The following is a 22665-nucleotide window of genomic DNA, read 5'->3' on the forward strand; positions in this document are numbered from 1 at the left end:
ATCACCCGATAAAATCCATCAGCAACTTCACATTCAACGCCGCAATCACCACCGCGATCAGCCATGCGAAGCCTGAGAGCCAGAGCGGTGAGCGCGGCTCGCCCATCTTGACCTTGTCACGGTAAACATCACCAGCGGGAAGACGGCGAAGGAGAGTTGCAGGCTTAAGACCACCTGTGTCAGCATCAGCAGTTCGCCCGTGCCGCTGTCTCCGTAAAGGATGGTCACGCCGGCGGCGGGGGATGATGGCGATGGCCAGCAAGGGGGCGAGCCGCATTTTGATAAAGCCCTCCATCACGATCTGGCCGGTAGAATTGATGCCGCAGCACAAAAGCGCCACGCCGAACAGCCTCGGCGCAATCGCAAGGCCGAGCAGAGGCGCCAGCAGATTATGCGCCTAGCCCGCAAGCCATTGCCTCGCCATGTTAGCCATCGCTAGAAAGATCGGTGCCATCAGAAATTGGAAAAAGCGTCAGTCTAGCTGAGGAGAAGCGTATGAATATTGTCGCCCATGTCGAAATCCCCGTGACCGATCTTGATCGGGCGATCCGCTTCTATCGCGCGGTTTTTGATGTGCCCTTTGCCGAAATCGTCGCGATCCACGATAGCAGAATGGCCTATTTCCCTTTTGACGAAAACAGCAATGGTGCCAGTGCCGCGCTTGCCGAAGGTCCGGCCTATGTACCGACGCGAGATGGTGCGATCGTCTATTTCAGTGTCGCTGATGTGGATGATGTGATTGCCAAAGCTCTTGCCGGTGGAAGCAAGCTCCTATTTCCCAAAACGGCGGTGAATGATGCACTCTTCGTCGCGGAGATTTCCGATAGCGAGGGAAACCGCATCGCCATTCAATCCGCCTGATCGGCCTTGCCGAGACAGAATGACCTGACTCACGTCCTTGTCATCACCTGTTCGCCACCCAAACGGAACAGTCGCGGTAGCGCTGGCGTTGATCTTTCACCAAAACGCTTAAATCTGGGGAAGTTCATGCGACAGCACCGGAATAACGACGTGGTGAACCATCCAGGCCGGTGGCCGAACTATATCATGGGGCACAGAAAGCCCCGCGAATGGCTGATGACGATCAGCGGTGTCCTGCTGCTCTTCGTCGTCGCGGCCGCCGTCGCCATGGGTTACCTCGTCAGCAGCCATCCCGGCAAGCCGGAGGCAAACCCCGGCATCGTCGAAGAACGGGCAGCAGAAGGCTGAGCGACGTGCGGGCCGGTCAGCTGAGGCCCGCGAGATGACCGCTGAACTGCGCCTCGTGCAGACGGCTGTAATGGCCCTTGGCAGCCAGGAGTTCGGCATGAGCGCCGGTTTCGGCGATGCCGCTCTGGTCGACCACCACGATGCGCGAGGCATCGCGGATCGTCGCCAGCCGGTGGGCGATGACGAGGGTGGTGCGGCCTTTGGCAAGCTCGGTCAGCGATTGCTGGATGGCCCGCTCGGTTTCCGTGTCGAGCGCCGAGGTGGCCTCATCGAGAATGAGGATCGGCGGATTTTTCAGGAACATGCGGGCAATCGCAAGACGGTGCTTCTGTCCGCCGGACAGCTTTACGCCGCGTTCGCCAATGACGGTGTCGAGCCCGAGCGGCATGGCCTCAATGACGCCGTCCAGCCGCGCGCGCCTAGCGGCATCCATGATCTCCGCATCCGAAGCGCCAAGCCGTCCATATTCGATGTTCTCACGGATCGTGCCGCCGAACAGGAAGACATCCTGCTGCACGATGCCGATCTGATTGCGCAGCGAGGCGAGCTTCATTTTGCGGATATCCACGCCGTCAATGGTGATTGCACCGCTGGTCACATCGTAAAAGCGCGGCAGCAGTGAGCAGAGCGTCGTCTTGCCCGCACCGGAAGGGCCGACGAAAGCCACGGTCTCGCCGGCGCTGATCTTCAGGTCGATATTGCTGAGAACCTGCTTGCCCTCGGCATAACCGAAGCCCACATGGCGGTATTCGATATCGCCGCGCAGCAGCGGCGCTTCCACCGCATCGGGCGCATCGACAATATCGGGCGCGGTGTCGAGAAGCTCGGTGAACCGGCGGAAACCGGCAATGCCCTTGGGATAGGTCTCGATGACCGAATTGATTTTTTCCACCGGGCGGAAAAACACGCCGACCAGCAGCAGGAAGCCGACGAAGCCACCTTCTGTCAGGTCGCCATTCAGAACGAACCAGGCGCCGCAGATCATCACGATCATCTGTGTCAGCCGCATGCTCATGTAGCTCAGCGAGGTGCTGGCCGCCATGATCTTGTAGGCGTCAAGCTTGGTGCGGCGGTATTTCTGGTTGTCTTTTTCGAACAGCGCCCTCTCGTGATCCTCATTGGCAAAGGCCTGCACCACTCGCATGCCGCCGACATTTTCCTCGATACGGGCGTTGAAATCCCCCACACGGCCGTATAGCGCGCGAAAATTCTGCGTCATGCGGCCGCCATACCGGCTGGTGACCCAGGCAGTGACGGGCACGACGGCGGCGGTGATGAGCGCCAGCGGCACATTGACCGACAGCATCAGCAGGAACGCGCCGATAAAGGTCATGATGGCGATGAACAGGTCTTCGGGACCATGGTGGGCCACCTCGCCGATCTCTTCCAGATCCTTGGTCAGCCGCCCCACCAGATGGCCGGTCTTCTGGTTGTCGAAATACCGGAAGGAAAGCTTTTGCAGATGATCGAAGGCCAGACGGCGCATGTCGGTTTCGATATTGATGCCAAGCATGTGTCCCCAGTAGGTGACAGTCGCCATCAGCCCGGTATTCAGCACATAGATGAGGAGCAGCCCGACAGAGGCCGCAAGGATGATCGCCCATTCACCGCCCGGCAGCAGCACGTCGACAAAGGCCTTCACCGCCATCGGAAAGCCGAGTTCCAGTACGCCCGACAAGACAGCGCAGGAAAAATCGAGAATGAACAGACCGCGATAGGGGCGATAATAGGCGAAGAAGCGGCGGAGCATGGCGTGACCTGGAGATCGGGCGCGGCAACCTTACGCCGCAAGAAAAACGGAGTTCAATTGTCATATTTCAATGCGCGCGCCAAGACCGATGTTCTATTTTTACCAAAATCGTTCAATAGGTTCAGCAATAAACACACAACGGTAATGTGATCCGATTATATTGCACTTATATGTATCGGTGTGACAGAGTGAATGCACCCTTCGGGGAGAATGCGAGAAAGAGCCTGCCGTGAGTAAGAATGACAGCCGTAAGCAGAGTGGCGAACCGAGATGGCTTGGTCCGGCCAGCCCGACGCGGATCGCCCTGATCCCGCCCATTTCGGCTGCACGCTGGCTGCTCGTTCTCGTTGCCCTGGCCGGCATCTACTTCTTCCACGGCTTCCTGGTTCCGGTTCTCGCCGCCCTCGTCATCGGTTTCGCCAGCTGGCCGGTCTATACACGGCTTCTTCGGCAGGTGGGCGGCAACACCACGCTCGGCGCCACCATCGCCATCATTCTCATCCTCGCCTTCCTTGTCGTCCCGATCTTCATCGCCGCTTCCTACACGGCCAGCGAAATCCGCGAATGGTTCGGCTGGGCAGTGCATGTCAACAAGACCGGCGCCCCCGTGCCGGACTGGATCGCCGCCCTTCCCGCCGTCGGCCCATGGCTTGGCGAACAATGGGTGAAATATATCGGCACGCCGGGCGCCATCGGTGAGGTGATCCAGCTCGTCAGCGGCGCCAATATCGGCAATATCTACAGGGCGATCCTCGCCGCCGGCAATGGCGCGTTCCATCTGGTGCTGACGTTGCTGTTCATGCTGATCGCGCTGTTCTTCGTCTATCGTAACGGGGCCGGTTTCACCCGTCAGGTCGATCTGGTCGGTGAGCGTATCCTGCCGACGCGGTGGGAACGCATTTCCCGCGTCGTGCCCGCCACCATCAGCTCCACGGTCACCGGCATGACGCTGATCGCCATCGGCGAAGGCATCATCCTCGGCATCGCCTACTGGATCGCCGGTGTCCCCTCGCCCGTCACGCTCGGCGTGCTGACAGGCGTCATGGCCCTCATTCCGGGCGGTGCGCCTCTGTCCTTCACGCTGGTGTCCATCTATCTGGTCGCCAGCGGCTCGCCCGCCCACGGGTTGGCCCTGTTTGTCTGGGGTTCGGTGGAACTCTTCATCGTTGACAAGACCATCCGCCCGAAACTCGTCGGCGGGCCCATCAAGCTGCCATTCCTGCCGACGTTTTTCGGCCTCGTCGGCGGCGTCAAGACCATGGGTTTCCTCGGCCTCTTCATCGGCCCGGTGCTGATGGCGCTTCTGGTTGCGATCTGGCGCGAATGGGTTCGTGAGGTCGAACTTTCCGCGGCCGCCGAAGCTCCGACACCGCCTCCTGCGCAGGGTGACGCCCTGGACGAGGTCGCCGTGCTCGAGGACAATAGCGAGGAAACGACGGCGTTTCGGAAGGCCGCTTTCTGATTGAGGCCTGCGCCGGACGCCGCAGCTCCGGTAACGACAGATATCCGCGAACCTCGCATCCGCCCATGCTCGGCCTCGTTGCGCATCCGCAACTATCGCTTCTCCGGTACGGGACCTGATCCTCGGCACGTTGCGATCATTCTTAGTTCTAAGTTTTCATTCAGGTCTGAAACGGATGGAGAGCGGGAAATGCACCATCGCCGTCATCCTCACGTCAGATAAATCACTCGGATGCAGATCCTCGTGACACACCGAGGATGACGTTGGGTGTTTGGCGCGATCCGTCGCTCGCGCTGCGTTTCATGTCGCGTGGATTCCTTCGTTTTGGACACCGCAAAGCGGCCGCGAACCTGTACCGCCGACTTAAAGCACCTTCTCCATGAAGAGGCTGAGCGGATCAGGCTTATAGGGCGCAAAAGCCTCGATCTCCACGAAACCCGCCTTGCGGTAAAGCCCTATCGCCTCCGGCTGGCTGATGCCGGTTTCGAGACGAATGGCAGAAAGGCCAAGCTCCTCACCACGCGCGATGAGCGTATCCATGATCAGCTTGCCGATGCGCAGACCCCGCGCCTCCGGATCGACGAACATGCGCTTGACCTCAGCCGTGCCATCGCCCGCTTCCACCAGCGCCCCGCAGCCGACCACGCGGCTACCCTGCCGCACCACGAAAAAAGAGACATTATCCTTCTCAAGCGCGCCGATATCGACCAGATGATTGCTTTCTGCGGGGTAAAGCGACGCCATATAGGCATTGGAAAGGTCGATGAGGCGCAGAACCGCGTCCTGCCGGGGTGTCTCAAGCTTGATTTCGATGGCCAATGCGATGCCTGCCTTCTCTCAAAAAAATGCGTATTTCGTCGTAATGTCACTGCAATCGGGATAGATGAGTTTCTAGAGCATAATTCCCGACAGAGGCAACACACACCATGAAAACAGCCCTCGTTCTCATGACCTTTCTCGGTTGCGACGACAGCGCCACCGATTGCCATTACCTCGCCACCTCGCAACAGCGGTGGACGAGCATCGAACTGTGCGACGCTGTGTCGGAAAAGGAGCTGGAGCGTTTTGCGAACGCGTCCTATCCGGTGGTCGTGGCCGTGTGCCAGACACCGGGTGAACAGAGCCCGCAAACGGCCGGCACGCAGTCCGGCACTCCAGCACCGGCCGATGCCCAGCAGGCCACGGCGGAAGTGACGCCGAAAGAAGAGGAAAGTCTCACCAAACAGGCGATCGGCCGCGTCAGCCGCGTCCTTCCTTCCACCGAAGGCATAAAGCACTTCCTTGGAACGCCTGTGAGGATGGTCGAAAACAGCTATTCATGGATTGCCAAACGGTTCGATAAGTGATTGCGGGCAACCGATCTTCCCTCATTCCTGTGCTTGTCACAGGAATCCAGCGACGCGCGTCTCCGCGGCGGAGAGAGTCCTTCCAGCCCAAGGACTTGGGCTGGAAGGATCCCTGTGACGAGCACAGGGATGAGGATGAGAGGATGCCCCCTCTGGGAAAATTATGATACTCATATGATTTGTATCAGCCGAAATTAACCCGACCTTACGCCGCCTCCACCGCCAGCGCCTGCGCATAATATCTCGCCTTCTGCCGTTCTTCCGCAATGCTCAGCTTGCGCACCGCGTGCAACAGTTCGAACAGCGTTTCGGAACCGCTCACGTCACGGAAATGCGACAGCAGTTCGGCGGAGACGGAGGCGGCCGCCTCAGGAAGCTGCGAGCGGGCGGCACGGCGCCACATCAGCGTCGCTTCGATGAAGACGTCAACGACGTCGCCCGACAGACCAATGGACTGGAACAGCGCCTTCAGCGCATGCGGCCGGCCCGTGGCCAGAATGGCGCGCACCTTGCGGTCATCAAGACCGGAGAGATTGACCATGGCCGCCGTGAAGAACTCAAGCCGGCCCGAACAGACGGCATGGATGAGCAATGCGGGCGTCAGCTCCAGCCTCTGGCGCAGATGCTCCACCAGTGCCGGCAGTTCCGGCGAGGAAACGCTCGATGCGATCAGGATGGTGGCGGAATCTTCCGCTTCGCGGAAAAGACTGTCGGCGCGGTTGCGCGTGATCAGTGCATGAACCAGCGCGGAATCCGCAAGAGCCTCGCTCACGCGGCCCACGAGCAGATGACGCGCATCGGCAGGCAAGGCCTCGCGGCGGAGCAGGAGATCACGGATATCGGCGTCGCAACCGTGACGTTCGGCGATGCGCCGGAGCGAAAACGGTGTGATGAAGGCTCCGTCATTTTCTAGCAGGATGGTGGTTTCGGGCAGGTCGCCAACTTCCGCAAGTGCGGCGCAGACCCCGCGCGGCAGGCCGGGCCTGGCGGCGATGAGTGCGCGGGTCAAGCTTTCTCCACGCCCCGCCAGATCGACCAGATCGGCCTCGGCCAGAACCGGCGAACGGGCGATTACCGTGCAGGCGATTTCCGGCTGGTCTTCAGCAAGGGAAACGATAATGGCGCGCGGCGCATCATGGGCGTCCGCAAGCGCTTCGGCAAGCGCCAGCCGCACGCGCGGCGAAGGATCGTCGAGAAGATAGGTCATCGCCATATAGGCGGCATCGCGGTTTTCGCGCGCCATGCCGGAATGCAGATAGGCACGGCCGAGAGCATTGGCGGCATTCGCCCGCTCGGTCGATCCAGCCTTTTCAGACCAGCGAAGAAATGCCTGTACGATCACCTGAGCCTCGAAACACATTCATACAATGGATGGCGGCATCATCGCCGCCACCATGTATAAAACTCTAGGCGCAAATGGTTTACGTTTGGTTCACCATAAAAATTAACCCTCGCCGAAGAAGGCCTATATTTACGGCGCAGTAGAGGGGCGCTGCAGCTGGAATACATCGCTGCCGCCATCGCAGTAATCCATATAGCCCATGCGCGCCACGGGACGGGCAAGTCCCATGTCGATGCGCCCATCGTGAATGATCGTTTCATCGATGTGGATCGCCATGACCTGACCGATGACCATCCAGGAATCGGCTGGCTCGCCGTCAATGTCCCTGAGCTGCTGAATCTGGGTTACCCGGCATTCGAGAACCGCCAGTGCCTCACCCACAAAAGGCGCATCCACCACGCGGCCATCGACAGCGGTAAGACCGGCAAGGGCGAATTCATCGACATCATAAGCGACGGGTGCAGAAGACGCATTCATCCGGTCTACCAGATGGCGGCTGACGAGATTGGCGGTAAAGACGCCGGTCTCCTCGACATTGCGCAGACTGTCCTTCCTGCCGCTGGAGGAGAACATCACGAGCTTCGGCCGGTCCGAAATCGCGTTGAAGAAGGAGTAGGGCGAGAGGTTGAGAGAACCTTCCCTGCCCTTCGAGCCGATCCAGCCGATCGGGCGCGGCGCGACGATGGCCTTGAACGGATCATGCGGCAGGCCGTGCTGGTTGGTGTCCGTGGTGTAGAACATCAGACGTCCCCAACCCAGGTGACGACATCGGCAAGCTCCGGCCGAGGCCGTTCCACCGGCGGGAATGTCGTCGAACCGATATGAATGAACCCGGCGACCTTCTCCGCCGCATCGACGTCGATTTCCGCGAGAAAGGCCGGATCGAAAGCGAGCCATTCCGTCAGCCAGTTCGCTGCGAAACCGCTGGCATTGGCTGCGAAGATGAGATTGAGGCACACCGCGCCGGCCGACATGATCTGTTCCCACTCCGGAATCTTGAAATGCGGCTTTGCAGTGCTGATGACGGCAATGACGACGGGTGCGCGGGTGAAGCGGGTGCGCTCGGCTTCCTGCTGCTGCAGGTCGAGGTCCGGGTTCTTTTCGAGTGCGATCCGAAGCGCCGTTTCACCGAGACGGACGCGCTCCTCGCCGCGGAAAACCACGAAACGCCACGGCGCAAGCTTACCATGGTCAGGCACGCGCACGGCGAGCCGCAGGATATCTTCAATTTCCGCCTTCGAAGGTCCCGGCTCGGCAAGTTGCAGGGCCGGCGTGGAACGGCGAACCCTGAGGTAATCGAGGAGCTTGATATCACTTGTCATGATCAATAATCTTCCATTCTACTGTCATCGCAAAAACATGGGCCTTGAAATAGCCACGGCATTGGTTTTGAAGTGATCCGGGAAAATCAAGAAGTCAATCGGTATCGAAAATGTCGGCAATCAAAATCGCGGCGCGTCTGACCATTGCATGTGCCGCGCTTGGCCTGTTATCGCAAGCTGCTTTTTCGCAGGACGCCTTCAAGGACTTCAAGCAACTCGGCGGCACGCCGAAAATGCCGAAACTCAATGCTTTCACCGCTCCCTCCGCCCCCAACGCGCCGACTAGCACCGCCCGCGACATAGTCATGGAAGCCAAGCTGACCGGCGAAGGCGAAGCGGTGAAGGAAGGCCTGTCCTGGCGCGTATTCAGCCCCATCCCCGGCACCGACGGTAAATTGCCGATGCTGGCAAGCTCAGAGGGCGGCTCGGCGGAATTCCATCTGGTGCCGGGCGAATATTTCGTCAACGTCGCTTTCGGCCGCGCAGGTGTCACCAAGAAGCTCAACGTGCCTGCCTCCGGCAGCGTCCAGAAACAGGTGCTCATTCTCGATGCCGGTGGTTTCGTGCTGAACGCCGTTGCAGGATCCGACAAGCAGATTTCCGCCAACCAGCTGAAATTCTCTATCTATTCCTCCGACGCCCGTCCGGATGGCGAACGCGGGCTGGTTATGGAAGACATTAAACCGAACACCATCGTGCGCCTCAATGCCGGCACATATCACGTCGTTTCCCAATACGGTAACGCCAACGCCTCCGTGCGCGCCGATATCCAGGTGGAAGCCGGCAAGCTTACCGAAGCGACCCTTCAGCACCGGGCGGCACAGATCACCCTCAAGCTGGTATCCGAAGCGGGCGGCGAAGCCATTGCCGATACGGCCTGGTCGGTGCTGAACGGCGGCGGTGACGTTGTCAATGAAAGCGTCAGCGCCTTTTCGACCATGGTGCTGGCCGAAGGCGAATATACCGCCATCGCCCGCAACAAGGACAAGGTCTACCAGCGCAACTTCAAGGTAACCGCCGGCCGGGATTCGGATGTGGAAGTGCTGATGAAGGATCAGGCGCCGGAAGAGATGTCCGGGGATTTCGAGTAGGCGTCACCCACATCCATCCGTCATGCCGGACTTGATCCGGCATCCAGCGACGACGCGTCTGCGTCGTGAAGAGAGTCTTTCGCGATCAAGGACTTCATCCTGCTGGGCCCCGGATCTAGTCCGGGATGACGGAGGTGAATGCGTCGCCTTTGGCAGTGAAATTACCCGCACATCCCCACAAACAAAACGGCCCCCGAAGGGGCCGTAACTGATATTAGGCAACCTGCTTCTTCGCCGCAAGCTTGCGCTTCACATCCGGCGGCGTCGCTTCGTCCACGAGGCTGGTGATTGCCTCCTCAAGCGACATCGATGTCTGGTTCTGCGAGCCGAGACGGCGGATGTTGACGGTGCGCTCTTCCGCTTCCTTGCGGCCGCAGACGATGATGACAGGAACCTTGGTCACCGAGTGCTCGCGGATCTTGTAGTTGATCTTTTCGTTGCGGAAGTCGGTCTCGACCGCCATGCCCGCTTCGCGCAGCGCTTCCGCAACCTCACGACCATAATCATCCGCATCAGAGGTGATCGTCGCGACCACGACCTGGAGCGGTGCGAACCATAGCGGCATGTGACCGGCGAAGTTCTCGATCAGGATACCCAGGAAGCGCTCCATCGAGCCGCATATGGCGCGATGGATCATCACCGGCTGCGTCTTTTCCGAGTTCTGGTCGATATAGAAGGCGCCGAAACGCTCAGGCAGGTTGAAGTCCACCTGCGTCGTGCCGCACTGCCATTCGCGGCCGATGGCGTCCTTCAGGGTATATTCGAACTTCGGTCCGTAGAAGGCACCCTCACCCGGCAGGATGCCGGTCTTGATGCGTCCCTCCGACTGTTCCTCGATGGTCTTCAGAACCTCCATCATCACGCTTTCGGCGCGATCCCACAGATCGTCGGAACCAACGCGCTTTTCCGGGCGCGTGGAGAGCTTGACGACAATTTCGCTGAAGCCGAAATCTTCGTAGACGGAAAGGATCAGATCGTTGATCCGCAGGCATTCCGCCGCCATCTGCTCTTCCGTGCAGAAGACATGCGCATCATCCTGCGTGAAGCCACGAACACGCATCAGGCCGTGCAAAGCGCCGGACGCTTCATAACGGTGCACATTGCCGAATTCAGCAAGACGAACCGGCATTTCGCGGTAAGACTTCAAGCCATGCTTGAAAATCTGCACGTGACCGGGGCAGTTCATCGGCTTGAGCGCAAAGACGCGCTGATCGGCTTCCTCGTCATCGGGATGGGTAAAGGCATGGGCGGATTTCACCGCGAACATGTTTTCCTGATACCAGCCCCAGTGACCGGAGGTTTCCCATAGCGACTTGTCGAGCACCTGCGGCGCGTTGACTTCCTGATAGGTGTTGGCGAGCCGCCGGCGCATATAGGCCGTCAGCGTCTGGAACATGCGCCAGCCCTTGCCGTGCCAGAACACGACGCCCGGACCTTCTTCCTGGAAATGGAACAGGTCCATTTCGCGGCCGAGACGGCGGTGGTCGCGTTTTTCGGCTTCGGCCAGAACGTGAAGGTAATTATCGAGCTCCTCCTGCGTCGCCCAGGCGGTGCCATATATGCGTGACAGCATTGCATTGTTGCTGTCGCCGCGCCAATAGGCGCCGGCCACCTTCATCAGTTTGAAGGCAGTGCCGATCTGGCCGGTGGAAGCCATATGCGGGCCACGGCAAAGATCGAACCAGTCGCCCTGATAATAGATCTTCAGGTCCTGACCTTCCGGAATCGCATCGACCAGCTCGACCTTGTAATTCTCGCCCTTGGCGGCGAAGACTTCCTTGGCCTTTTCACGCGACCAGACTTCACGGGTAAACGGCTTGTTGCGCTGAATGATTTCCTTCATGCGCTTTTCGATCTTCGGCAGATCTTCCGGCGTGAAGGGCTCGTTCTTGGCGAAGTCGTAATAAAAGCCGTTCTCGATAACAGGGCCGATCGTCACCTGCGTGCCGGGCCACAGTTCCTGCACGGCCTCGGCCATGACGTGGGCGGCATCGTGGCGGATGAGCTCAAGTGCACGCTTGTCTTCGCGCGTGACGATCTCGATCTTGCCATCGGTGATGGTGTCGGACAAATCGCGCAGGGTGCCATCAAGCGTTATGGCGACGGCTTTCTTGGCGAGCGATTTGGAGATGGATTCGGCAACCTCGCGGCCGGTCGTGCCGGGGGCGTAGCTGCGGACGGAACCATCGGGAAATGTAAGGGAAACGGCTTCAGACATCGTTTAGTGCTCCTGTCCAGTCCCGCCAACGAATGCGGGTGGTGTTGGAATAATGATTTGCCCGCGACAGGCGGGCACGCAGGCTGATAAAGGCTTTTGCCATTGCAGTCAAAGGTCAAGGCCGCTCAGCGAAGCATTTCCGCGAGACCATTGACCGTGTTGGCGTTGCGGGTCGTGCCGATACCGAGCCTTCTTGTGGTCAGCGCAGACAGCAGCCTGCTCTCGCTCGGTTTGCCCTTGAAATCGATCCACAAGTCACCGCCGATCACGGCGATCGTCTCCTGTCGGCGATACTTATCGAGAAATCCAAGGATACCTTCGCCAAGCGGTTCACGCATCACCCGCACGCAGACATCCGGCGGATTGCCCTTGGCGAAGGGATTGTCCGCCGCCAGCTTCAGCCAGTCGCCGCCGGAACGAACGAGAATATCGACATGTTTGCCGAAGCGATCTTCGAAGGCGCGCTCCAGCCTGTCCTCTATCTCGCGGACAGGTGCCGCTTCAGCGCGAAAAACAAGATTTCCGGTCGCGACAAGCGTCCTGCAGTCGGTAAATCCCAGCTCTTCCGCCAAGGCCCTGAGATCGGCCATGACAAGCCGCTTGCCCGCGCCGAGAACGATGCTGTGCAGCAGGGCCACATAGTCATTCATCGATGTCGGCTCCAGTAGCGCCACGGCATCCACCAGCGCCTGCTTCCATCAATTACTTCCGGCACCGGATCCAGACCGCTTGTGCCGCCCGGTCCGCAGCGCGCCACACGAAACAGCGTCATCCAGCCGCCGGCCCAAAGCCCGTGGCGGGCGATCGCCTCGTAGCCATATTCCGAACAGGTGGGGATATGGCGGCAGGAGTTTCCGATGAAGCCGGAAAGCGTCAATTGATAAAGCCTGATAAAGCCGACACCGAAAAGCCGTCCTGGCGTCCTGGCAAAGCTGCCGGTCCAGTTACGTGATCGCCCGGCTTTCACCTCGGCCTGCTGGTGCCGGCAGCCCGGTTCGCCGCACATTGCCTAACCCGCGGCGTCGAGAGCCTGGCGCCCTTCGATCTGGTCGAGCGCATCGACCACGGCTTCGAAGGTCAGCATGGTGGAGGCGTGGCGGGCCTTGAAATCCCTGACTGGTGACAGAACGCGCATATCCTCGAAACGGCCCGTCGGGCCATCGCCGCCCTGTTTCAACATGGCAAGCATGTCTTCCCGCGCCTGCCGGACTTCGCCGCTGGAGGCCCCGACGATGTGGTGTGCCATGATGGAGGCGGAGGCCTGGCCGAGCGCACAGGCACGAACCTCGTGCGAAAACGCCGTTACGATACCGTCTTCGACTTTCAGATAGACCTTCAGCTTCGAACCGCACAGCCGGGAGTGTTTATCGGCGCTGGCGTCAGCATCCTCAAGAACGCCGATGAGCGGGATATTCCCGGCAAAGTCCAGAATGCGATTATTGTAGATATCGTCCATCATTGGTGCCCGGCGCGCTCAAGAATGCCCAAAACAGGACAGGTCAAATTTTTCTAACACAGCGTTTGTCGCAGTGAAGCTTTCCTGCCCTTCATTCTCATTATATGCTAACGAGCTTTCTGGACATCAAGCCGTGATCAAATTAACGGCTCCGATACCGAAAAAACAGCATCGGCCTTGCCAAAATGCTATAAAACAACCAGATAGCAGCAACTGCGAACATGGGTTCGTGATGTAAAACGAATTCAGGTGCGGCCTTTACCCGCATCGGGAGAGACGGAATGGATGCGATCGTGAAGAATTTCCCCGGCGCTGGCGCAAAACCCGACGTGGCCGAAGCTCGCCCGAGCCAGGCCGAAGCGGAAGAAGCAGTGCGCGTTCTCTTGCGCTGGGCTGGAGAAAATCCCGCCCGCGAAGGACTTCTGGATACGCCGAAGCGCGTCGCCAAGGCCTATCGCGAGCTTTTTGCCGGTTACGAGCTGAATGTTCAGGACGTGCTCGGCACGACCTTCGAGGAAGTCGGCGGTTATGACGATGTGGTGCTGGTGCGCGACATTCCGTTCTTCTCCCATTGCGAACACCATATGGTGCCGATCGTCGGCAAGGCGCATGTCGCCTATCTTCCGGCCGGTCGCGTGCTTGGCCTGTCGAAGATCGCCCGCGTTGTCGAAATCTTCGGCCGCCGCCTGCAGACGCAGGAAAACATGACCGCGCAGATCGCAAGATCGATTGAGGAAACCCTGAAACCGCGCGGCGTGGCCGTCATGATCGATGCCGAACATATGTGCATGTCCATGCGCGGCGTCAACAAGCAGGGGTCGACCACCCTCACCACCTCCTTTACCGGCACGTTCAAGAACGACCCGGCCGAACAGGTGCGCTTCATGACCATGGTGCGGAACCGTTAAGCACCGGCCCGAAAGCCGTAATGCGGCTTTCGGAAAATCCGATGCGCAAGAAAATTCAGAGTGGCGGGCGCTCTTCCGTTTCATCCGCCCCTCTCATCGTTCCGCCAGATGATTTTCCGAGGTTGCCATGTCCATTCCCTTTCCGTCCGCGCCCGCGGACAAGGAAGCGCTTGAAAACGCAGGTCTCTTTTCGCCGAAATTCGACGCCCACGGCCTCGTCACTGCCGTAGTCACCGACGCGCGCGATGGCGAACTGCTGATGGTCGCCCATATGAATGCACAGGCCCTGTCGCTGACGCTTGAGACCGGCATCGCCCACTATTACAGCCGTTCGCGCGACAAGATCTGGAAGAAGGGCGAAACGTCGGGCAACCTGCAGACCGTGAAGGAATTCCGCACCGATTGCGACCAGGACGCCGTGTGGCTGAAGGTCTCGGTCGCCGGCCACGACGCCACCTGCCACACCGGCCGCCGCTCCTGCTTCTACCGCACGGTCGAACTGGCTGATGGCCAGGCGGTGACGAAAATCACCGACGATACGCGCCATTTCGATCCGGCGACAACCTATTCAGGCACATAAACCGCCGCCTTCCATCGGCCGCACCAATTTGCTACCAATATAGCGGGTTCCGGGGCCAAGGGCGGAACCCGAAGAACTGGCAGGGAGTGCGGTCATGTTGGGATGGGGAAATCGTCAGAACCACCTTGCGGCGGGTAATACCGACGTCATCGGCAATGAACCGCCCGTTACACAGATCGTCGATAAACACCGGATAGCGCTCGCGCTTGGCGGTGGCGCAGCCCGCGGCTGGGCCCATATCGGTGTCCTGCGGGCCCTCGATGAAGCGGGCGTCAAGATCGGCATGATCGCCGGCACTTCGATCGGCGCGCTGGTTGGCGGATGTTATCTCGCCGGCAAGCTCGATGAGCTTGAGGAATTCGCCCGTTCGCTAACGATGCGCCGCATTGCCGGCCTGCTGGATCTCACGATCGGCGGCGGCGGGCTCTTCGGCGGAATGCGGCTCACAAAACGCATGCAGGAGCATCTGGAAGGGCTGCGCGTCGAAAGCCTCGATCATCCCTTCATCGCCGTCGCGACGGAGTTGCGCACGGGTCATGAAGTCTGGATTCATCAGGGTGATCTCGTGACCGCCTTGCGTTCATCCTATGCGCTGCCCGGCATCTTCGAACCCGTGCAATGCAACGGCCGCACCCTCATCGATGGCGCCCTCGTCAATCCCGTGCCGGTTTCGGTCTGCCGGGCCTATGAGCAGGCGCTGGTCGTGGCTGTAAACCTCAATTACGATCTCTTCGGCCGCTCCGCCGTCGTCAAGCACGCCGCTGCACCTCCCGGCGGCGCACCGCACGACAGCGCGCCGCGCCCCGGCCTGCCGGGCGTCATGGTGCAGGCCTTCAACATCATTCAGGACAGGATTTCGCGCTCGCGTCTTGCAGGTGATCCGCCCGATCTGATGCTTCATCCCCGCATCAACGATATCGGACTGTCGGAATTCCATCGCGCCAGTGAAGCCATCGACCGGGGATATCAGGAAACGCGCGCACGCATTCCGGAACTGGAGCGCATGCAGCAGGCGTTCCGGCGGTGAGGCGAGAAGCTCCCTCATTCCTGTGCCTGTCACGGGAATCCAGCTGATGCGCGTCTGCGTGGCGGTAGGAACTCCCATCAGCCCAAGGACTTGGGCTGACTAGATTCCTGTGACGAGCACAGGAATGAGGGAGAGGACACTAATTCACCCGGCAATATAAGCCTTGATATGCTCCGCTTCGGCCTCGATTTCGCCGATCCGCGCCTTCACCACGTCGCCGATGGAGATGATGCCGGCAAGACGGCCATTCTCTTCGACCGGCACATGCCTGAAGCGCCCGCCCGTCATGATTTCCATCAGCTCATCGGTGGTGGAATCGTGGTGACAGCGGATGACATTTTTGGTCATGGCCACTGAAACGGATTGCTGGAGAGAAGCGGCACCCTGGCCCGCCACGGCCTTTACGAGATCGCGTTCCGTGAAGATGCCGAGAACGACACCATCGCCATCGGTCACGACGACGGAACCGATCTTATGTGCGTGCAGCGTGGCCGCGGCCTCACCGATGCTGACCTCAGGATTGACAGTCACGACGTCCCGGCCCTTGCGGTCGAGAAGATCCTTTACGAATGTTGGCATGCCTTCCTCCTCTTTGCAGCGATCCGCAGTGCCGCAGTCTCCCCCGGCGGTTACAAATCATGAGGTATGGTGCGCTGAGGCCCGCGTGAATGCAATCCCGGATGGGACGCCCGAAAGCAAATTTGCGCCACGCCCGACAAGGAGCGTGATCGGCCTAGCGTAACGGGCGATCGAAAAGGCCGAAGAACAGGAAGCCGAGCAGAAACCCGAAAACATGGGCATCCCAGGCGATCTGACCGCCGACATCGCCGAACAGCGGCACGCCGACCGCAATCAGCACATTGCCGAACAGCCACATCAGCGTGAAGATCAGCACCGTACGGTTGGAGAGCGCCGCAAGAATGCTCTGCCGCGGCATCAGATGGCCGAAAGACGCGCTATATCCGCCCCGCGCCGGAAAGGCGAACCGGCAGGCCGCTCCCATCAGCGCCGAAACGACACCGGACGCTCCGATCAGCACCGTCACGTCCCCCCAGTTCAGAACCGCGTGACCAAAGGCCGAAACGGCGGCGGAAATGCACCATAACAGCACGAAACGCACTGTTCCGATCCGGCGCAGAACCGGCGCGCCGAAGGCCATCAGCCACAATCCGTTAAAGAGGATATGCTCGATACCGCCATGCAGGAAAGAATAGGTCACCGGCGTCCACAGCCATTCCAGCCCCTGCTGGGAAAACGGCACCGCATAACGCAGCGGAATGAAGCCGAAGGTGAAGATGAACCAGCCATTGCCTTCCTCCGACAGAAGATAGGCGGGAACGACATAAGCAACGATCAGCGCGACCAGGATGCCCACCAGCAGCGATGGCAGATTGAAGACGGGATTGTTCGCATCGTCTTTCGGCTCCGGCGTTTCCGAAACCGGCGGCTGTTCGCCGTCCTCGTAGGACATGGTTCATCCCTGTCTTGGTCGAATTTTGCGTTTCCCGAGCAATATAGGAAGCCTGAAAGAAAAAAAAGCCGTCCCGCCTTCGAAGCGCGCGACGCCGGAACCGTAACCGGTAAAGGCGCCAGGCCAAAAACGGTCCGGCTTGCAGGCCCACCGTAAAAGAACGGGCAGCGCCATTAAATTGTGCTGAAGGAGCTTTCCCCGACAGGGCCGCACCGATGCCACGACAAATGCCGTCAGGCAATATCAACCCTTTGTTAACCTTAACAAATCCAGTTGGCACGAAAATCGCTACACCTCCAGATACAGACGTTCGGATGGACATGATGTCCCAAAAACGAACATGGAGAGATGCTATGAAGAGCATGGCCGGACTGGAGATATACGCCTATTGGGATGAATTGCGCGGCAAGAGCGCCGCTCCACGCCGCGAGGACATTGAACCCTCGAAGCTCAAGACTCATCTCGGCGACCTTTTCATCCTGACAGACAAAGGAGAGGAAACACCCTTCTTCCGTCTTGCCGGCACCCGTCTTTGCGACCTGTTCGGCCGCGAATTGCGGGACCGCCCGTTTTCAGAACTCTGGCCGGCGGCCGGCGCGTCCTTTCCCTGTCGCGTGGCGCTCGGCATCCTGCAACATCAATTGCCCGTGGTCTTCGACATCGATGCTGACGACGGCTACGGCGATGAACCCCTGGCGTTCGAAATGCTGCTGCTGCCACTGCGCACGGAAGCAGGTGTCGCCCCGCGGCTCCTCGGCGCGCTGCTTCCACAGCAGCCACGGCACCACACATTGATGGTGCCGATACACTGTCTGTCGATGAAAAGCAGCCGGCTGCTGCGTATGGACATCACCCCGGCCGGATATTCGGCCAATGCCGCAGCCGCATTACGAACGGGTAGATGCTGAGGCGTCCAGGATCGACGAAGCGATGCTGAAAGCCCATGGCCGCACGGAGCGCGGGGCAACGAAACGTAACGATTTGGTCGATTAGAAAAATTGTAGAGATTAGGCAATACAGTCTGTTAACTCGCACAGGGTAGAAACGGACGATCATCATTCATTACAATTTGCGCTGCCCATGTTTTCGTCCCGTTCGGTCAACACCGCCCAAATTCTGCGCCCGGTTGAGGAAGTTCGCCTCGACGACGCCGTGCGTGTGTCCTTCAATGGCCGCCTCATGTTGCCCGATCACGAAGAATATGATTGCACCGCCACCGAGATGACCGCCGAGAGAGCGCAATTCACCTGCCCGGGTGTCGCCCGCAATGGCGATCGCGTCATCGCCTATCTCCAGCATATCGGCCGGATCGAAGGCACGGTGACGTCGCTGACGGCATCCGGTTTCCTCATCGCCATCAATGCGCCGGAGCGCAAACGCGAAAAGCTCGCCGCCCAGCTCGCATGGATCGCCAAGCGTCAGTTGCTGGGCCTGCCGGAAGACCGTCGCCACGACCGCCTGACCCCGCGCAATGCCAGGGCGCAGCTGGTTCTCGAAGACGGCATGCTCGTCGCCTGCCGCCTGATCGACCTGTCGCTCTCGGGCGCAGCAATCGAGATCGAACACCGGCCGCCGCTCGGAAGCCGCGTCCAGCTCGGCAAAAACATGAGTGGCAAGATCGTGCGTCACTTCATGGAAGGCGTCGCCGTTGAATTCGATCGTGTCCAGTCACCCGACGCATTGATCGAGTTTCTTTAAAAAGGCCCCGCACGGCCCGACGCCATTCCCCGCAAAGCGTGAAGTCAGGCAGCGGACAAGGCTGCAGTCAGTCCATCGCACCGTGATGGGCAGTCGGGACCGGGCGGCTTTTTCAACGCACCTTTACCGCAGCCTCGCCCCCTCGTCCCTGCCCGAAAATCCGGTCGGCGTGTGTTCGCGACGCGGATATCCCGTTCAAAAACAAGTCCGCGGACGCAGTTTGCCGCTTTCGACCTGTCGCCCAAACAACGTCCCGACAGGAACGCTCACCTTGGTAATTTGCGGCACGACCGGGTCACAGACATAGCCTGCAACACGCCGTCCGAACTTTTTTCGAGAAAAAAGCAGTTTTTTTGAAGTTTTTTTCGGCGCTTTTTCGACGCGCGCCAGCAAGGAACACCTATCCCAAAACGGGAAATCCCCTACATCGCCTGCTTCCGCTACGGCGATGAACATGGGTATGAAAACACCTGCGAACGAAAAATCGCTGTCGATACAGCGGCATAAATGGCTACCAAAAACCTAAGGCCGGAATGCGTAAAATTCTAATAAAATTTGCTTCAAACACGTGTAAAAAACACTTCAAATACAGTTCAAAACATCCGCTAATTTGCTGAAATTTAAGCTCAAATTGCGCCACGCAAATTTCCGCCGGGTCAAAAAATACCTGCGAATGTCTCCTCAACACGGGGAGACAAGCAATGAACAACAACCGTATCGTTTTCATCCTGATCGCGTTCATCGTCGGCGCCTTCGCACAACAGGCCAGCGCATCGCCGGCAGCCGTCATGCGCGTCATCGGCAAGGCCAATCCACCGATCGGTCATTATGAATTCTGCCAGACCTATCAGAGCGAGTGCCAGCCGACTTCGCTGGACAATGGCCCGATGAAGCTGACGGAAGAGCGCTGGAAGACGATGCTTGACGTCAACTACACCGTCAACACCACGATCACGCCGATGACGGACATGGAAATCTACGGCGTCGAAGAACGCTGGGCCTATCCTACCACCGTCGGCGATTGCGAAGATTTCGTATTGTTGAAGCGCAAGATGCTGATGAACAAGGGTTTCTCCGCCTCCAACCTGCTGATCACCGTCGTTCTGCAGCCGAATGGCGAAGGCCATGCCGTTCTGACCGTTCGCACCGACCGTGGCGACTTCGTTCTCGACAACATGCGCAACAAGGTCATGAACTGGTCGGAAACCGAATATACCTATCTGAAGCGTCAGGACACCGCCAACCCGGGTCGCTGGGTGAAAATTCAGGATGGCCGCGCCACCAATGCAGTCGGCGGCATCAACTAACCAACCCGTCTCCCCAAATAAAAAAGCCGGCCACCAAAAGGTGCCGGCTTTTTCATTTTCATCCATCATGCGTCAGAGCAGACCAAGTTCGGCCAGTTCGCGCCTGAGATCGGAAGGCATGTCCTCGCCGCCGCCTCCACCCCCGAGATCGCGCGGCGCCTCGTCATCCTTCAGGTAGCGCCAGCCCTGAAACGGCCGCTTCGGCGCAGGTGAGGTCTCGATCACCTCGGGTCCGAGAACGAGATCGCAGCGCGAAATACCGTCGTCTCCCTTGAAAGAACGGATATCGAGCAGCTTCTGTCGAGCCTGCACTTGCCCCTTGATGACCCAGTAGAGTGAGCCGCCTTCAAGCAGTTCCTCTACCCGTTTGGGGATCATGCGGGTGGTGTGGACGCTGTGCGGCTCAAGGCCCGCAGCCATGGTGGTGAGCGAGCGCTGTGCGACCCAATCCCTCAGGTCCTGGAGTGAATCCGCGCCGACGCAAAGTTTGATGAGATGTAGAGGCATGTCTCTATCAATGCCTTTTTGCGGCGGGCGTCAAGCATGCCGGACATGCCGGGCGTCCAGCCCGCTCAACACTCCACAACGTTGACGGCAAGGCCGCCGGTTGAGGTTTCCTTGTATTTCTCGCTCATGTCGTTGCCGGTCTGGCGCATGGTTTCGATACAGGCATCCAGCGGCACGAAGTGCTGACCGTCGCCTTTCAGCGCCAGCGACGCCGCCGTGACCGCCTTGACCGCGCCCAGTGCGTTGCGTTCGATGCAGGGCACCTGCACCAATCCAGCGATCGGGTCGCAGGTCATGCCGAGATGATGTTCGAGCGCGATTTCCGCCGCATTCTCGATCTGCTCGGGCGATCCGCCCATCACCGCCGCAAGACCTGCCGCCGCCATGGCCGCAGCCGATCCCACTTCCCCCTGACAGCCCACCTCCGCGCCGGAAATCGACGCGTTATGCTTGATGATGCCGCCAATCGCTGCCGCCGTGAGGAGAAAGTCCCGCACGTCGTCGACGGTGGCATCCTCATGGAAATGCCGGAAATACCGCACTGTCGCCGGCACCACGCCCGCAGCGCCATTGGTGGGCGCGGTGACGACACGGCCGCCGGCCGCGTTTTCTTCGTTCACGGCCATGGCATAGACGCTCAACCAGTCATTCGCCATGACGGGATTCAACCGGTTGCTACGCCATTCCGCATTCAGTTTTTCATAGATCGAACGGGCACGGCGACGCACCTTGAGGCCGCCGGGCATGATGCCGTCCACCTTCAGCCCGCGCTCGATACATCCGTTCATCGCGTCCCAAATCTGGTCCAGCCGTTCATTCAGCTCTTCGCGCGAAACAACCGTCTCCTCGTTCGCCCGTTTCATCTGGGCGATGGTGCGGCCGGACCGCGCGGCCATTTCCAGCATTTCCTTCGCCGTGGCGAAAGGATAGGGCACGCGCGGGCCGTTATCGATGGTCTTGCCGCGCTGCTTGATCGCCTCCAGTTCCGTGTCGGTGACGACAAAGCCACCGCCGACGGAATAATAGATGCGCTTGACCAGCAGCCTGCCCTGGTTATCGAAAGCGGAGAAGGTCATGCCGTTCGCATGGCCCGGCAGCGGGTTCTTCTTGTCGAAGACGAGATCTTCGGCCGTCCTGAACTCGTAGGTCGGATGGCCGGGCGGCGTAACCGTACCGGCCTTCTCCACCGCCTCTATGATGGCGTCCATCGCGTCGGGATCGACAAGGTCCGGCCGCTCGCCGGTCAGGCCGAGAATGACTGCCCGGCCGGTGCCATGACCAATGCCGGTGAAGGCGAGAGACCCGTGCAGGCTGACCTTCAGGCGCGCAACGGCGGCACCGGCGGGGCGCGGCCACTCGTCGCTGAGGATCAGCGCCAGAAAGCGGTTGGCCGCCGTCATCGGTCCCATCGTATGCGAACTGGAAGGACCGATACCGATCTTGAAGACGTCAAAGACCGAAAGAAACATTGAGTTTTTCCTGCGTAATGGATTCCGTCACATCATATCCAAAGCTGGAACTTATCGCCACAAAAGAGCGGCACCGGCTTTTGCAGCTGCGACATGGGCCTACCGGAAACGAAAACAGCACGGTTTCCAGAGGAAAACCGCGCCGTTTCAAAACCCGTCAATCAGGAGAGATGCTTATGGGCTGCCAAAAATGTACGTCAATGCGAGAAAAGCGGCAAAGCCTGCGAGTGCGCGCAACGTGACGCCCCAGCAGGATTTCTGAGCGGTTTCTTCCATGATTACTCCAGCTATTCACTCTCCGGGGGATCTTCAAGACCCGGCCCGTGGAGGAAGCATTTATTAAAATCCGGCGCGGAAGGCAAATGCAAAAAGCGGCTAAATGAAGGCGTTTTCGACGGGCTGCCATTCGCGCCTTGCATAGGTATGTTAAAAAACAAAGCGTTAGCGCGATCCTGAAATCAGTGCCATTTCTGGCCTCGCCGCAATTTAGGCTAAAGTGTAA

25 protein-coding genes and 1 pseudogene are annotated in these 22665 nt (G+C 59.4%); 11 read left to right on the plus strand and 15 right to left on the minus strand.

Annotated elements, in window-relative coordinates; all coding sequences use genetic code 11:
• Position 1 precedes the first annotated feature (1 nt).
• A pseudogene (locus AGR2A_RS10490) lies at positions 2 to 397 on the minus strand (divalent metal cation transporter); the annotation flags it as partial.
• Between the two features lie 98 nt (positions 398 to 495).
• Here AGR2A_RS10490 and AGR2A_RS10495 point away from each other — a divergent pair.
• Together AGR2A_RS10495 and AGR2A_RS10500 are read left to right on the plus strand one after the other, a co-directional pair.
• A complete protein-coding gene (locus AGR2A_RS10495) occupies positions 496 to 861 on the plus strand; it encodes a VOC family protein (protein WP_072494449.1) in 366 nt (121 codons plus the stop codon).
• Between the two features lie 126 nt (positions 862 to 987).
• Positions 988 to 1209, plus strand: a complete 222-nt coding sequence (locus tag AGR2A_RS10500) for a hypothetical protein (RefSeq protein ID WP_072494450.1) — start codon at positions 988 to 990, stop codon at positions 1207 to 1209.
• A gap of 16 nt (positions 1210 to 1225) precedes the next feature.
• Here AGR2A_RS10500 and AGR2A_RS10505 read toward each other — a convergent pair whose 3' ends face one another.
• Positions 1226 to 2959: an ABC transporter ATP-binding protein gene (locus tag AGR2A_RS10505; protein ID WP_072494451.1), complete on the minus strand. Its 1734-nt coding sequence runs from the start codon at positions 2957 to 2959 to the stop codon at positions 1226 to 1228.
• A gap of 229 nt (positions 2960 to 3188) precedes the next feature.
• Here AGR2A_RS10505 and AGR2A_RS10510 point away from each other — a divergent pair, with 229 nt between their 5' ends.
• A complete protein-coding gene (locus AGR2A_RS10510; RefSeq protein WP_006698841.1) occupies positions 3189 to 4421 on the plus strand; it encodes an AI-2E family transporter in 1233 nt (410 codons plus the stop codon).
• A gap of 363 nt (positions 4422 to 4784) precedes the next feature.
• Here AGR2A_RS10510 and AGR2A_RS10515 read toward each other — a convergent pair whose 3' ends face one another.
• Positions 4785 to 5240 (minus strand): GNAT family N-acetyltransferase, encoded by a 456-nt coding sequence (locus tag AGR2A_RS10515; RefSeq protein ID WP_022556287.1) that lies wholly within the window; start codon positions 5238 to 5240, stop codon positions 4785 to 4787.
• A gap of 107 nt (positions 5241 to 5347) precedes the next feature.
• Here AGR2A_RS10515 and AGR2A_RS10520 point away from each other — a divergent pair, with 107 nt between their 5' ends.
• Positions 5348 to 5767, plus strand: coding sequence for a hypothetical protein (locus tag AGR2A_RS10520; protein WP_004442223.1), 420 nt, complete (start codon positions 5348 to 5350; stop codon positions 5765 to 5767).
• A gap of 205 nt (positions 5768 to 5972) precedes the next feature.
• On the opposite strand, the gene AGR2A_RS10525 is transcribed toward AGR2A_RS10520, so the two are convergent.
• The 3 genes from AGR2A_RS10525 to AGR2A_RS10535 all read right to left on the minus strand — a co-directional run bounded on the left by AGR2A_RS10525 (position 5973) and on the right by AGR2A_RS10535 (position 8431).
• Positions 5973 to 7127 (minus strand): DUF2336 domain-containing protein, encoded by a 1155-nt coding sequence (locus AGR2A_RS10525; RefSeq protein WP_072494452.1) that lies wholly within the window; start codon positions 7125 to 7127, stop codon positions 5973 to 5975.
• A gap of 111 nt (positions 7128 to 7238) precedes the next feature.
• Positions 7239 to 7850, minus strand: a complete 612-nt coding sequence (locus AGR2A_RS10530; protein ID WP_004442227.1) for a flavin reductase family protein — start codon at positions 7848 to 7850, stop codon at positions 7239 to 7241.
• On the minus strand, positions 7850 to 8431 hold the full coding sequence (locus AGR2A_RS10535) for a nitroreductase family protein (protein WP_072494453.1): 582 nt from the start codon (positions 8429 to 8431) through the stop codon (positions 7850 to 7852). Before AGR2A_RS10535 ends, AGR2A_RS10530 begins: the two co-directional genes overlap by 1 nt.
• Before the next feature lie 110 nt (positions 8432 to 8541).
• Here AGR2A_RS10535 and AGR2A_RS10540 point away from each other — a divergent pair, with 110 nt between their 5' ends.
• Entirely contained in the window at positions 8542 to 9522 is a 981-nt protein-coding gene (locus AGR2A_RS10540) for a hypothetical protein (protein WP_035210729.1), read from the plus strand.
• A gap of 214 nt (positions 9523 to 9736) precedes the next feature.
• On the opposite strand, the gene thrS is transcribed toward AGR2A_RS10540, so the two are convergent.
• The 4 genes from thrS to AGR2A_RS10560 form a co-directional block, all read right to left on the minus strand.
• Complete coding sequence (thrS, locus tag AGR2A_RS10545) at positions 9737 to 11740, minus strand: threonine--tRNA ligase (protein WP_004442234.1); 2004 nt, start codon at positions 11738 to 11740, stop codon at positions 9737 to 9739.
• A 125-nt stretch (positions 11741 to 11865) separates the two neighbouring features.
• Positions 11866 to 12390: a DUF1697 domain-containing protein gene (locus tag AGR2A_RS10550; RefSeq protein WP_004442236.1), complete on the minus strand. Its 525-nt coding sequence runs from the start codon at positions 12388 to 12390 to the stop codon at positions 11866 to 11868.
• Positions 12387 to 12746 carry a membrane protein insertion efficiency factor YidD gene (yidD, locus tag AGR2A_RS10555; RefSeq protein WP_072494454.1) on the minus strand — a complete coding sequence of 120 codons (360 nt, stop codon included), beginning with the start codon at positions 12744 to 12746 and terminating at the stop codon, positions 12387 to 12389. The genes AGR2A_RS10550 and yidD overlap by 4 nt, the downstream gene beginning before the upstream one ends.
• Positions 12747 to 12749: 3 nt before the next feature.
• Entirely contained in the window at positions 12750 to 13196 is a 447-nt protein-coding gene (locus AGR2A_RS10560) for an iron-sulfur cluster assembly scaffold protein (protein WP_072494929.1), read from the minus strand.
• A 281-nt stretch (positions 13197 to 13477) separates the two neighbouring features.
• Between AGR2A_RS10560 and folE the strand changes: the two genes are divergently transcribed.
• The 3 genes from folE (at position 13478) to AGR2A_RS10575 (ending at position 15711) form a co-directional block, all read left to right on the plus strand.
• The gene (gene folE / locus AGR2A_RS10565) at positions 13478 to 14104 is read left to right on the plus strand and encodes a GTP cyclohydrolase I FolE (RefSeq protein WP_003495569.1); all 627 of its coding nucleotides are present in this window, start codon (positions 13478 to 13480) and stop codon (positions 14102 to 14104) included.
• Between the two features lie 127 nt (positions 14105 to 14231).
• Positions 14232 to 14684 (plus strand): phosphoribosyl-AMP cyclohydrolase, encoded by a 453-nt coding sequence (gene hisI / locus AGR2A_RS10570; RefSeq protein WP_006698834.1) that lies wholly within the window; start codon positions 14232 to 14234, stop codon positions 14682 to 14684.
• Between the two features lie 94 nt (positions 14685 to 14778).
• Positions 14779 to 15711, plus strand: coding sequence for a patatin-like phospholipase family protein (locus AGR2A_RS10575; RefSeq protein ID WP_004442259.1), 933 nt, complete (start codon positions 14779 to 14781; stop codon positions 15709 to 15711).
• Between the two features lie 144 nt (positions 15712 to 15855).
• Here AGR2A_RS10575 and AGR2A_RS10580 read toward each other — a convergent pair whose 3' ends face one another.
• Both AGR2A_RS10580 and AGR2A_RS10585 read right to left on the minus strand, forming a co-directional pair.
• Positions 15856 to 16290, minus strand: coding sequence for a CBS domain-containing protein (locus AGR2A_RS10580; RefSeq protein ID WP_006698832.1), 435 nt, complete (start codon positions 16288 to 16290; stop codon positions 15856 to 15858).
• Positions 16291 to 16444: 154 nt separating this feature from the next.
• Entirely contained in the window at positions 16445 to 17182 is a 738-nt protein-coding gene (locus AGR2A_RS10585; RefSeq protein WP_004442265.1) for a rhomboid family intramembrane serine protease, read from the minus strand.
• A gap of 353 nt (positions 17183 to 17535) precedes the next feature.
• Between AGR2A_RS10585 and AGR2A_RS10590 the strand changes: the two genes are divergently transcribed.
• Together AGR2A_RS10590 and AGR2A_RS10595 are read left to right on the plus strand one after the other, a co-directional pair.
• Positions 17536 to 18090, plus strand: coding sequence for a PAS domain-containing protein (locus AGR2A_RS10590; protein WP_004442267.1), 555 nt, complete (start codon positions 17536 to 17538; stop codon positions 18088 to 18090).
• Positions 18091 to 18262: 172 nt separating this feature from the next.
• On the plus strand, positions 18263 to 18880 hold the full coding sequence (locus AGR2A_RS10595) for a PilZ domain-containing protein (RefSeq protein ID WP_022556297.1): 618 nt from the start codon (positions 18263 to 18265) through the stop codon (positions 18878 to 18880).
• Between the two features lie 195 nt (positions 18881 to 19075).
• Here AGR2A_RS10595 and AGR2A_RS28990 read toward each other — a convergent pair whose 3' ends face one another.
• Positions 19076 to 19336: a hypothetical protein gene (locus AGR2A_RS28990; protein ID WP_139786365.1), complete on the minus strand. Its 261-nt coding sequence runs from the start codon at positions 19334 to 19336 to the stop codon at positions 19076 to 19078.
• Positions 19337 to 19581: 245 nt separating this feature from the next.
• On the opposite strand from AGR2A_RS28990, the gene AGR2A_RS10600 reads away from it, so the two are divergent.
• Positions 19582 to 20187 carry a transglutaminase-like cysteine peptidase gene (locus AGR2A_RS10600; protein ID WP_004442271.1) on the plus strand — a complete coding sequence of 202 codons (606 nt, stop codon included), beginning with the start codon at positions 19582 to 19584 and terminating at the stop codon, positions 20185 to 20187.
• Between the two features lie 72 nt (positions 20188 to 20259).
• Here AGR2A_RS10600 and AGR2A_RS10605 read toward each other — a convergent pair whose 3' ends face one another.
• Together AGR2A_RS10605 and AGR2A_RS10610 are read right to left on the minus strand one after the other, a co-directional pair.
• Entirely contained in the window at positions 20260 to 20694 is a 435-nt protein-coding gene (locus tag AGR2A_RS10605; RefSeq protein WP_072494455.1) for a DUF1489 family protein, read from the minus strand.
• 65 nt (positions 20695 to 20759) lie between these two features.
• A complete protein-coding gene (locus AGR2A_RS10610; RefSeq protein ID WP_037092522.1) occupies positions 20760 to 22163 on the minus strand; it encodes an L-serine ammonia-lyase in 1404 nt (467 codons plus the stop codon).
• Positions 22164 to 22665: the final 502 nt, after the last annotated feature.

Origin of the sequence: Agrobacterium genomosp. 2 str. CFBP 5494 (assembly GCF_900013495.1) — a bacterium.
Lineage (GTDB): Bacteria > Pseudomonadota > Alphaproteobacteria > Rhizobiales > Rhizobiaceae > Agrobacterium > Agrobacterium pusense.

Excerpts from the sequence above, each read along its gene's own strand:
- AGR2A_RS10495 (WP_072494449.1), top strand. The coding sequence starts at position 496 with ATGAATATTGTCGCCCATGTCGAAATCCCCGTGACCGATCTTGATCGG.
- AGR2A_RS10500 (WP_072494450.1), top strand. The coding sequence starts at position 988 with ATGCGACAGCACCGGAATAACGACGTGGTGAACCATCCAGGCCGGTGG.
- AGR2A_RS10505 (WP_072494451.1), bottom strand. The coding sequence starts at position 2,959 with ATGCTCCGCCGCTTCTTCGCCTATTATCGCCCCTATCGCGGTCTGTTC.
- AGR2A_RS10520 (WP_004442223.1), top strand. The coding sequence starts at position 5,348 with ATGAAAACAGCCCTCGTTCTCATGACCTTTCTCGGTTGCGACGACAGC.
- AGR2A_RS10525 (WP_072494452.1), bottom strand. The coding sequence starts at position 7,127 with ATGTGTTTCGAGGCTCAGGTGATCGTACAGGCATTTCTTCGCTGGTCT.
- AGR2A_RS10530 (WP_004442227.1), bottom strand. The coding sequence starts at position 7,850 with ATGTTCTACACCACGGACACCAACCAGCACGGCCTGCCGCATGATCCG.
- AGR2A_RS10535 (WP_072494453.1), bottom strand. The coding sequence starts at position 8,431 with ATGACAAGTGATATCAAGCTCCTCGATTACCTCAGGGTTCGCCGTTCC.
- AGR2A_RS10540 (WP_035210729.1), top strand. The coding sequence starts at position 8,542 with ATGTCGGCAATCAAAATCGCGGCGCGTCTGACCATTGCATGTGCCGCG.
- thrS (WP_004442234.1), bottom strand. The coding sequence starts at position 11,740 with ATGTCTGAAGCCGTTTCCCTTACATTTCCCGATGGTTCCGTCCGCAGC.
- AGR2A_RS10550 (WP_004442236.1), bottom strand. The coding sequence starts at position 12,390 with ATGAATGACTATGTGGCCCTGCTGCACAGCATCGTTCTCGGCGCGGGC.
- yidD (WP_072494454.1), bottom strand. The coding sequence starts at position 12,746 with ATGTGCGGCGAACCGGGCTGCCGGCACCAGCAGGCCGAGGTGAAAGCC.
- AGR2A_RS10560 (WP_072494929.1), bottom strand. The coding sequence starts at position 13,196 with ATGGACGATATCTACAATAATCGCATTCTGGACTTTGCCGGGAATATC.
- folE (WP_003495569.1), top strand. The coding sequence starts at position 13,478 with ATGGATGCGATCGTGAAGAATTTCCCCGGCGCTGGCGCAAAACCCGAC.
- hisI (WP_006698834.1), top strand. The coding sequence starts at position 14,232 with ATGTCCATTCCCTTTCCGTCCGCGCCCGCGGACAAGGAAGCGCTTGAA.
- AGR2A_RS10575 (WP_004442259.1), top strand. The coding sequence starts at position 14,779 with ATGTTGGGATGGGGAAATCGTCAGAACCACCTTGCGGCGGGTAATACC.
- AGR2A_RS10580 (WP_006698832.1), bottom strand. The coding sequence starts at position 16,290 with ATGCCAACATTCGTAAAGGATCTTCTCGACCGCAAGGGCCGGGACGTC.
- AGR2A_RS10585 (WP_004442265.1), bottom strand. The coding sequence starts at position 17,182 with ATGTCCTACGAGGACGGCGAACAGCCGCCGGTTTCGGAAACGCCGGAG.
- AGR2A_RS10590 (WP_004442267.1), top strand. The coding sequence starts at position 17,536 with ATGAAGAGCATGGCCGGACTGGAGATATACGCCTATTGGGATGAATTG.
- AGR2A_RS10595 (WP_022556297.1), top strand. The coding sequence starts at position 18,263 with ATGTTTTCGTCCCGTTCGGTCAACACCGCCCAAATTCTGCGCCCGGTT.
- AGR2A_RS28990 (WP_139786365.1), bottom strand. The coding sequence starts at position 19,336 with ATGTTCATCGCCGTAGCGGAAGCAGGCGATGTAGGGGATTTCCCGTTT.
- AGR2A_RS10600 (WP_004442271.1), top strand. The coding sequence starts at position 19,582 with ATGAACAACAACCGTATCGTTTTCATCCTGATCGCGTTCATCGTCGGC.
- AGR2A_RS10605 (WP_072494455.1), bottom strand. The coding sequence starts at position 20,694 with ATGCCTCTACATCTCATCAAACTTTGCGTCGGCGCGGATTCACTCCAG.
- AGR2A_RS10610 (WP_037092522.1), bottom strand. The coding sequence starts at position 22,163 with ATGTTTCTTTCGGTCTTTGACGTCTTCAAGATCGGTATCGGTCCTTCC.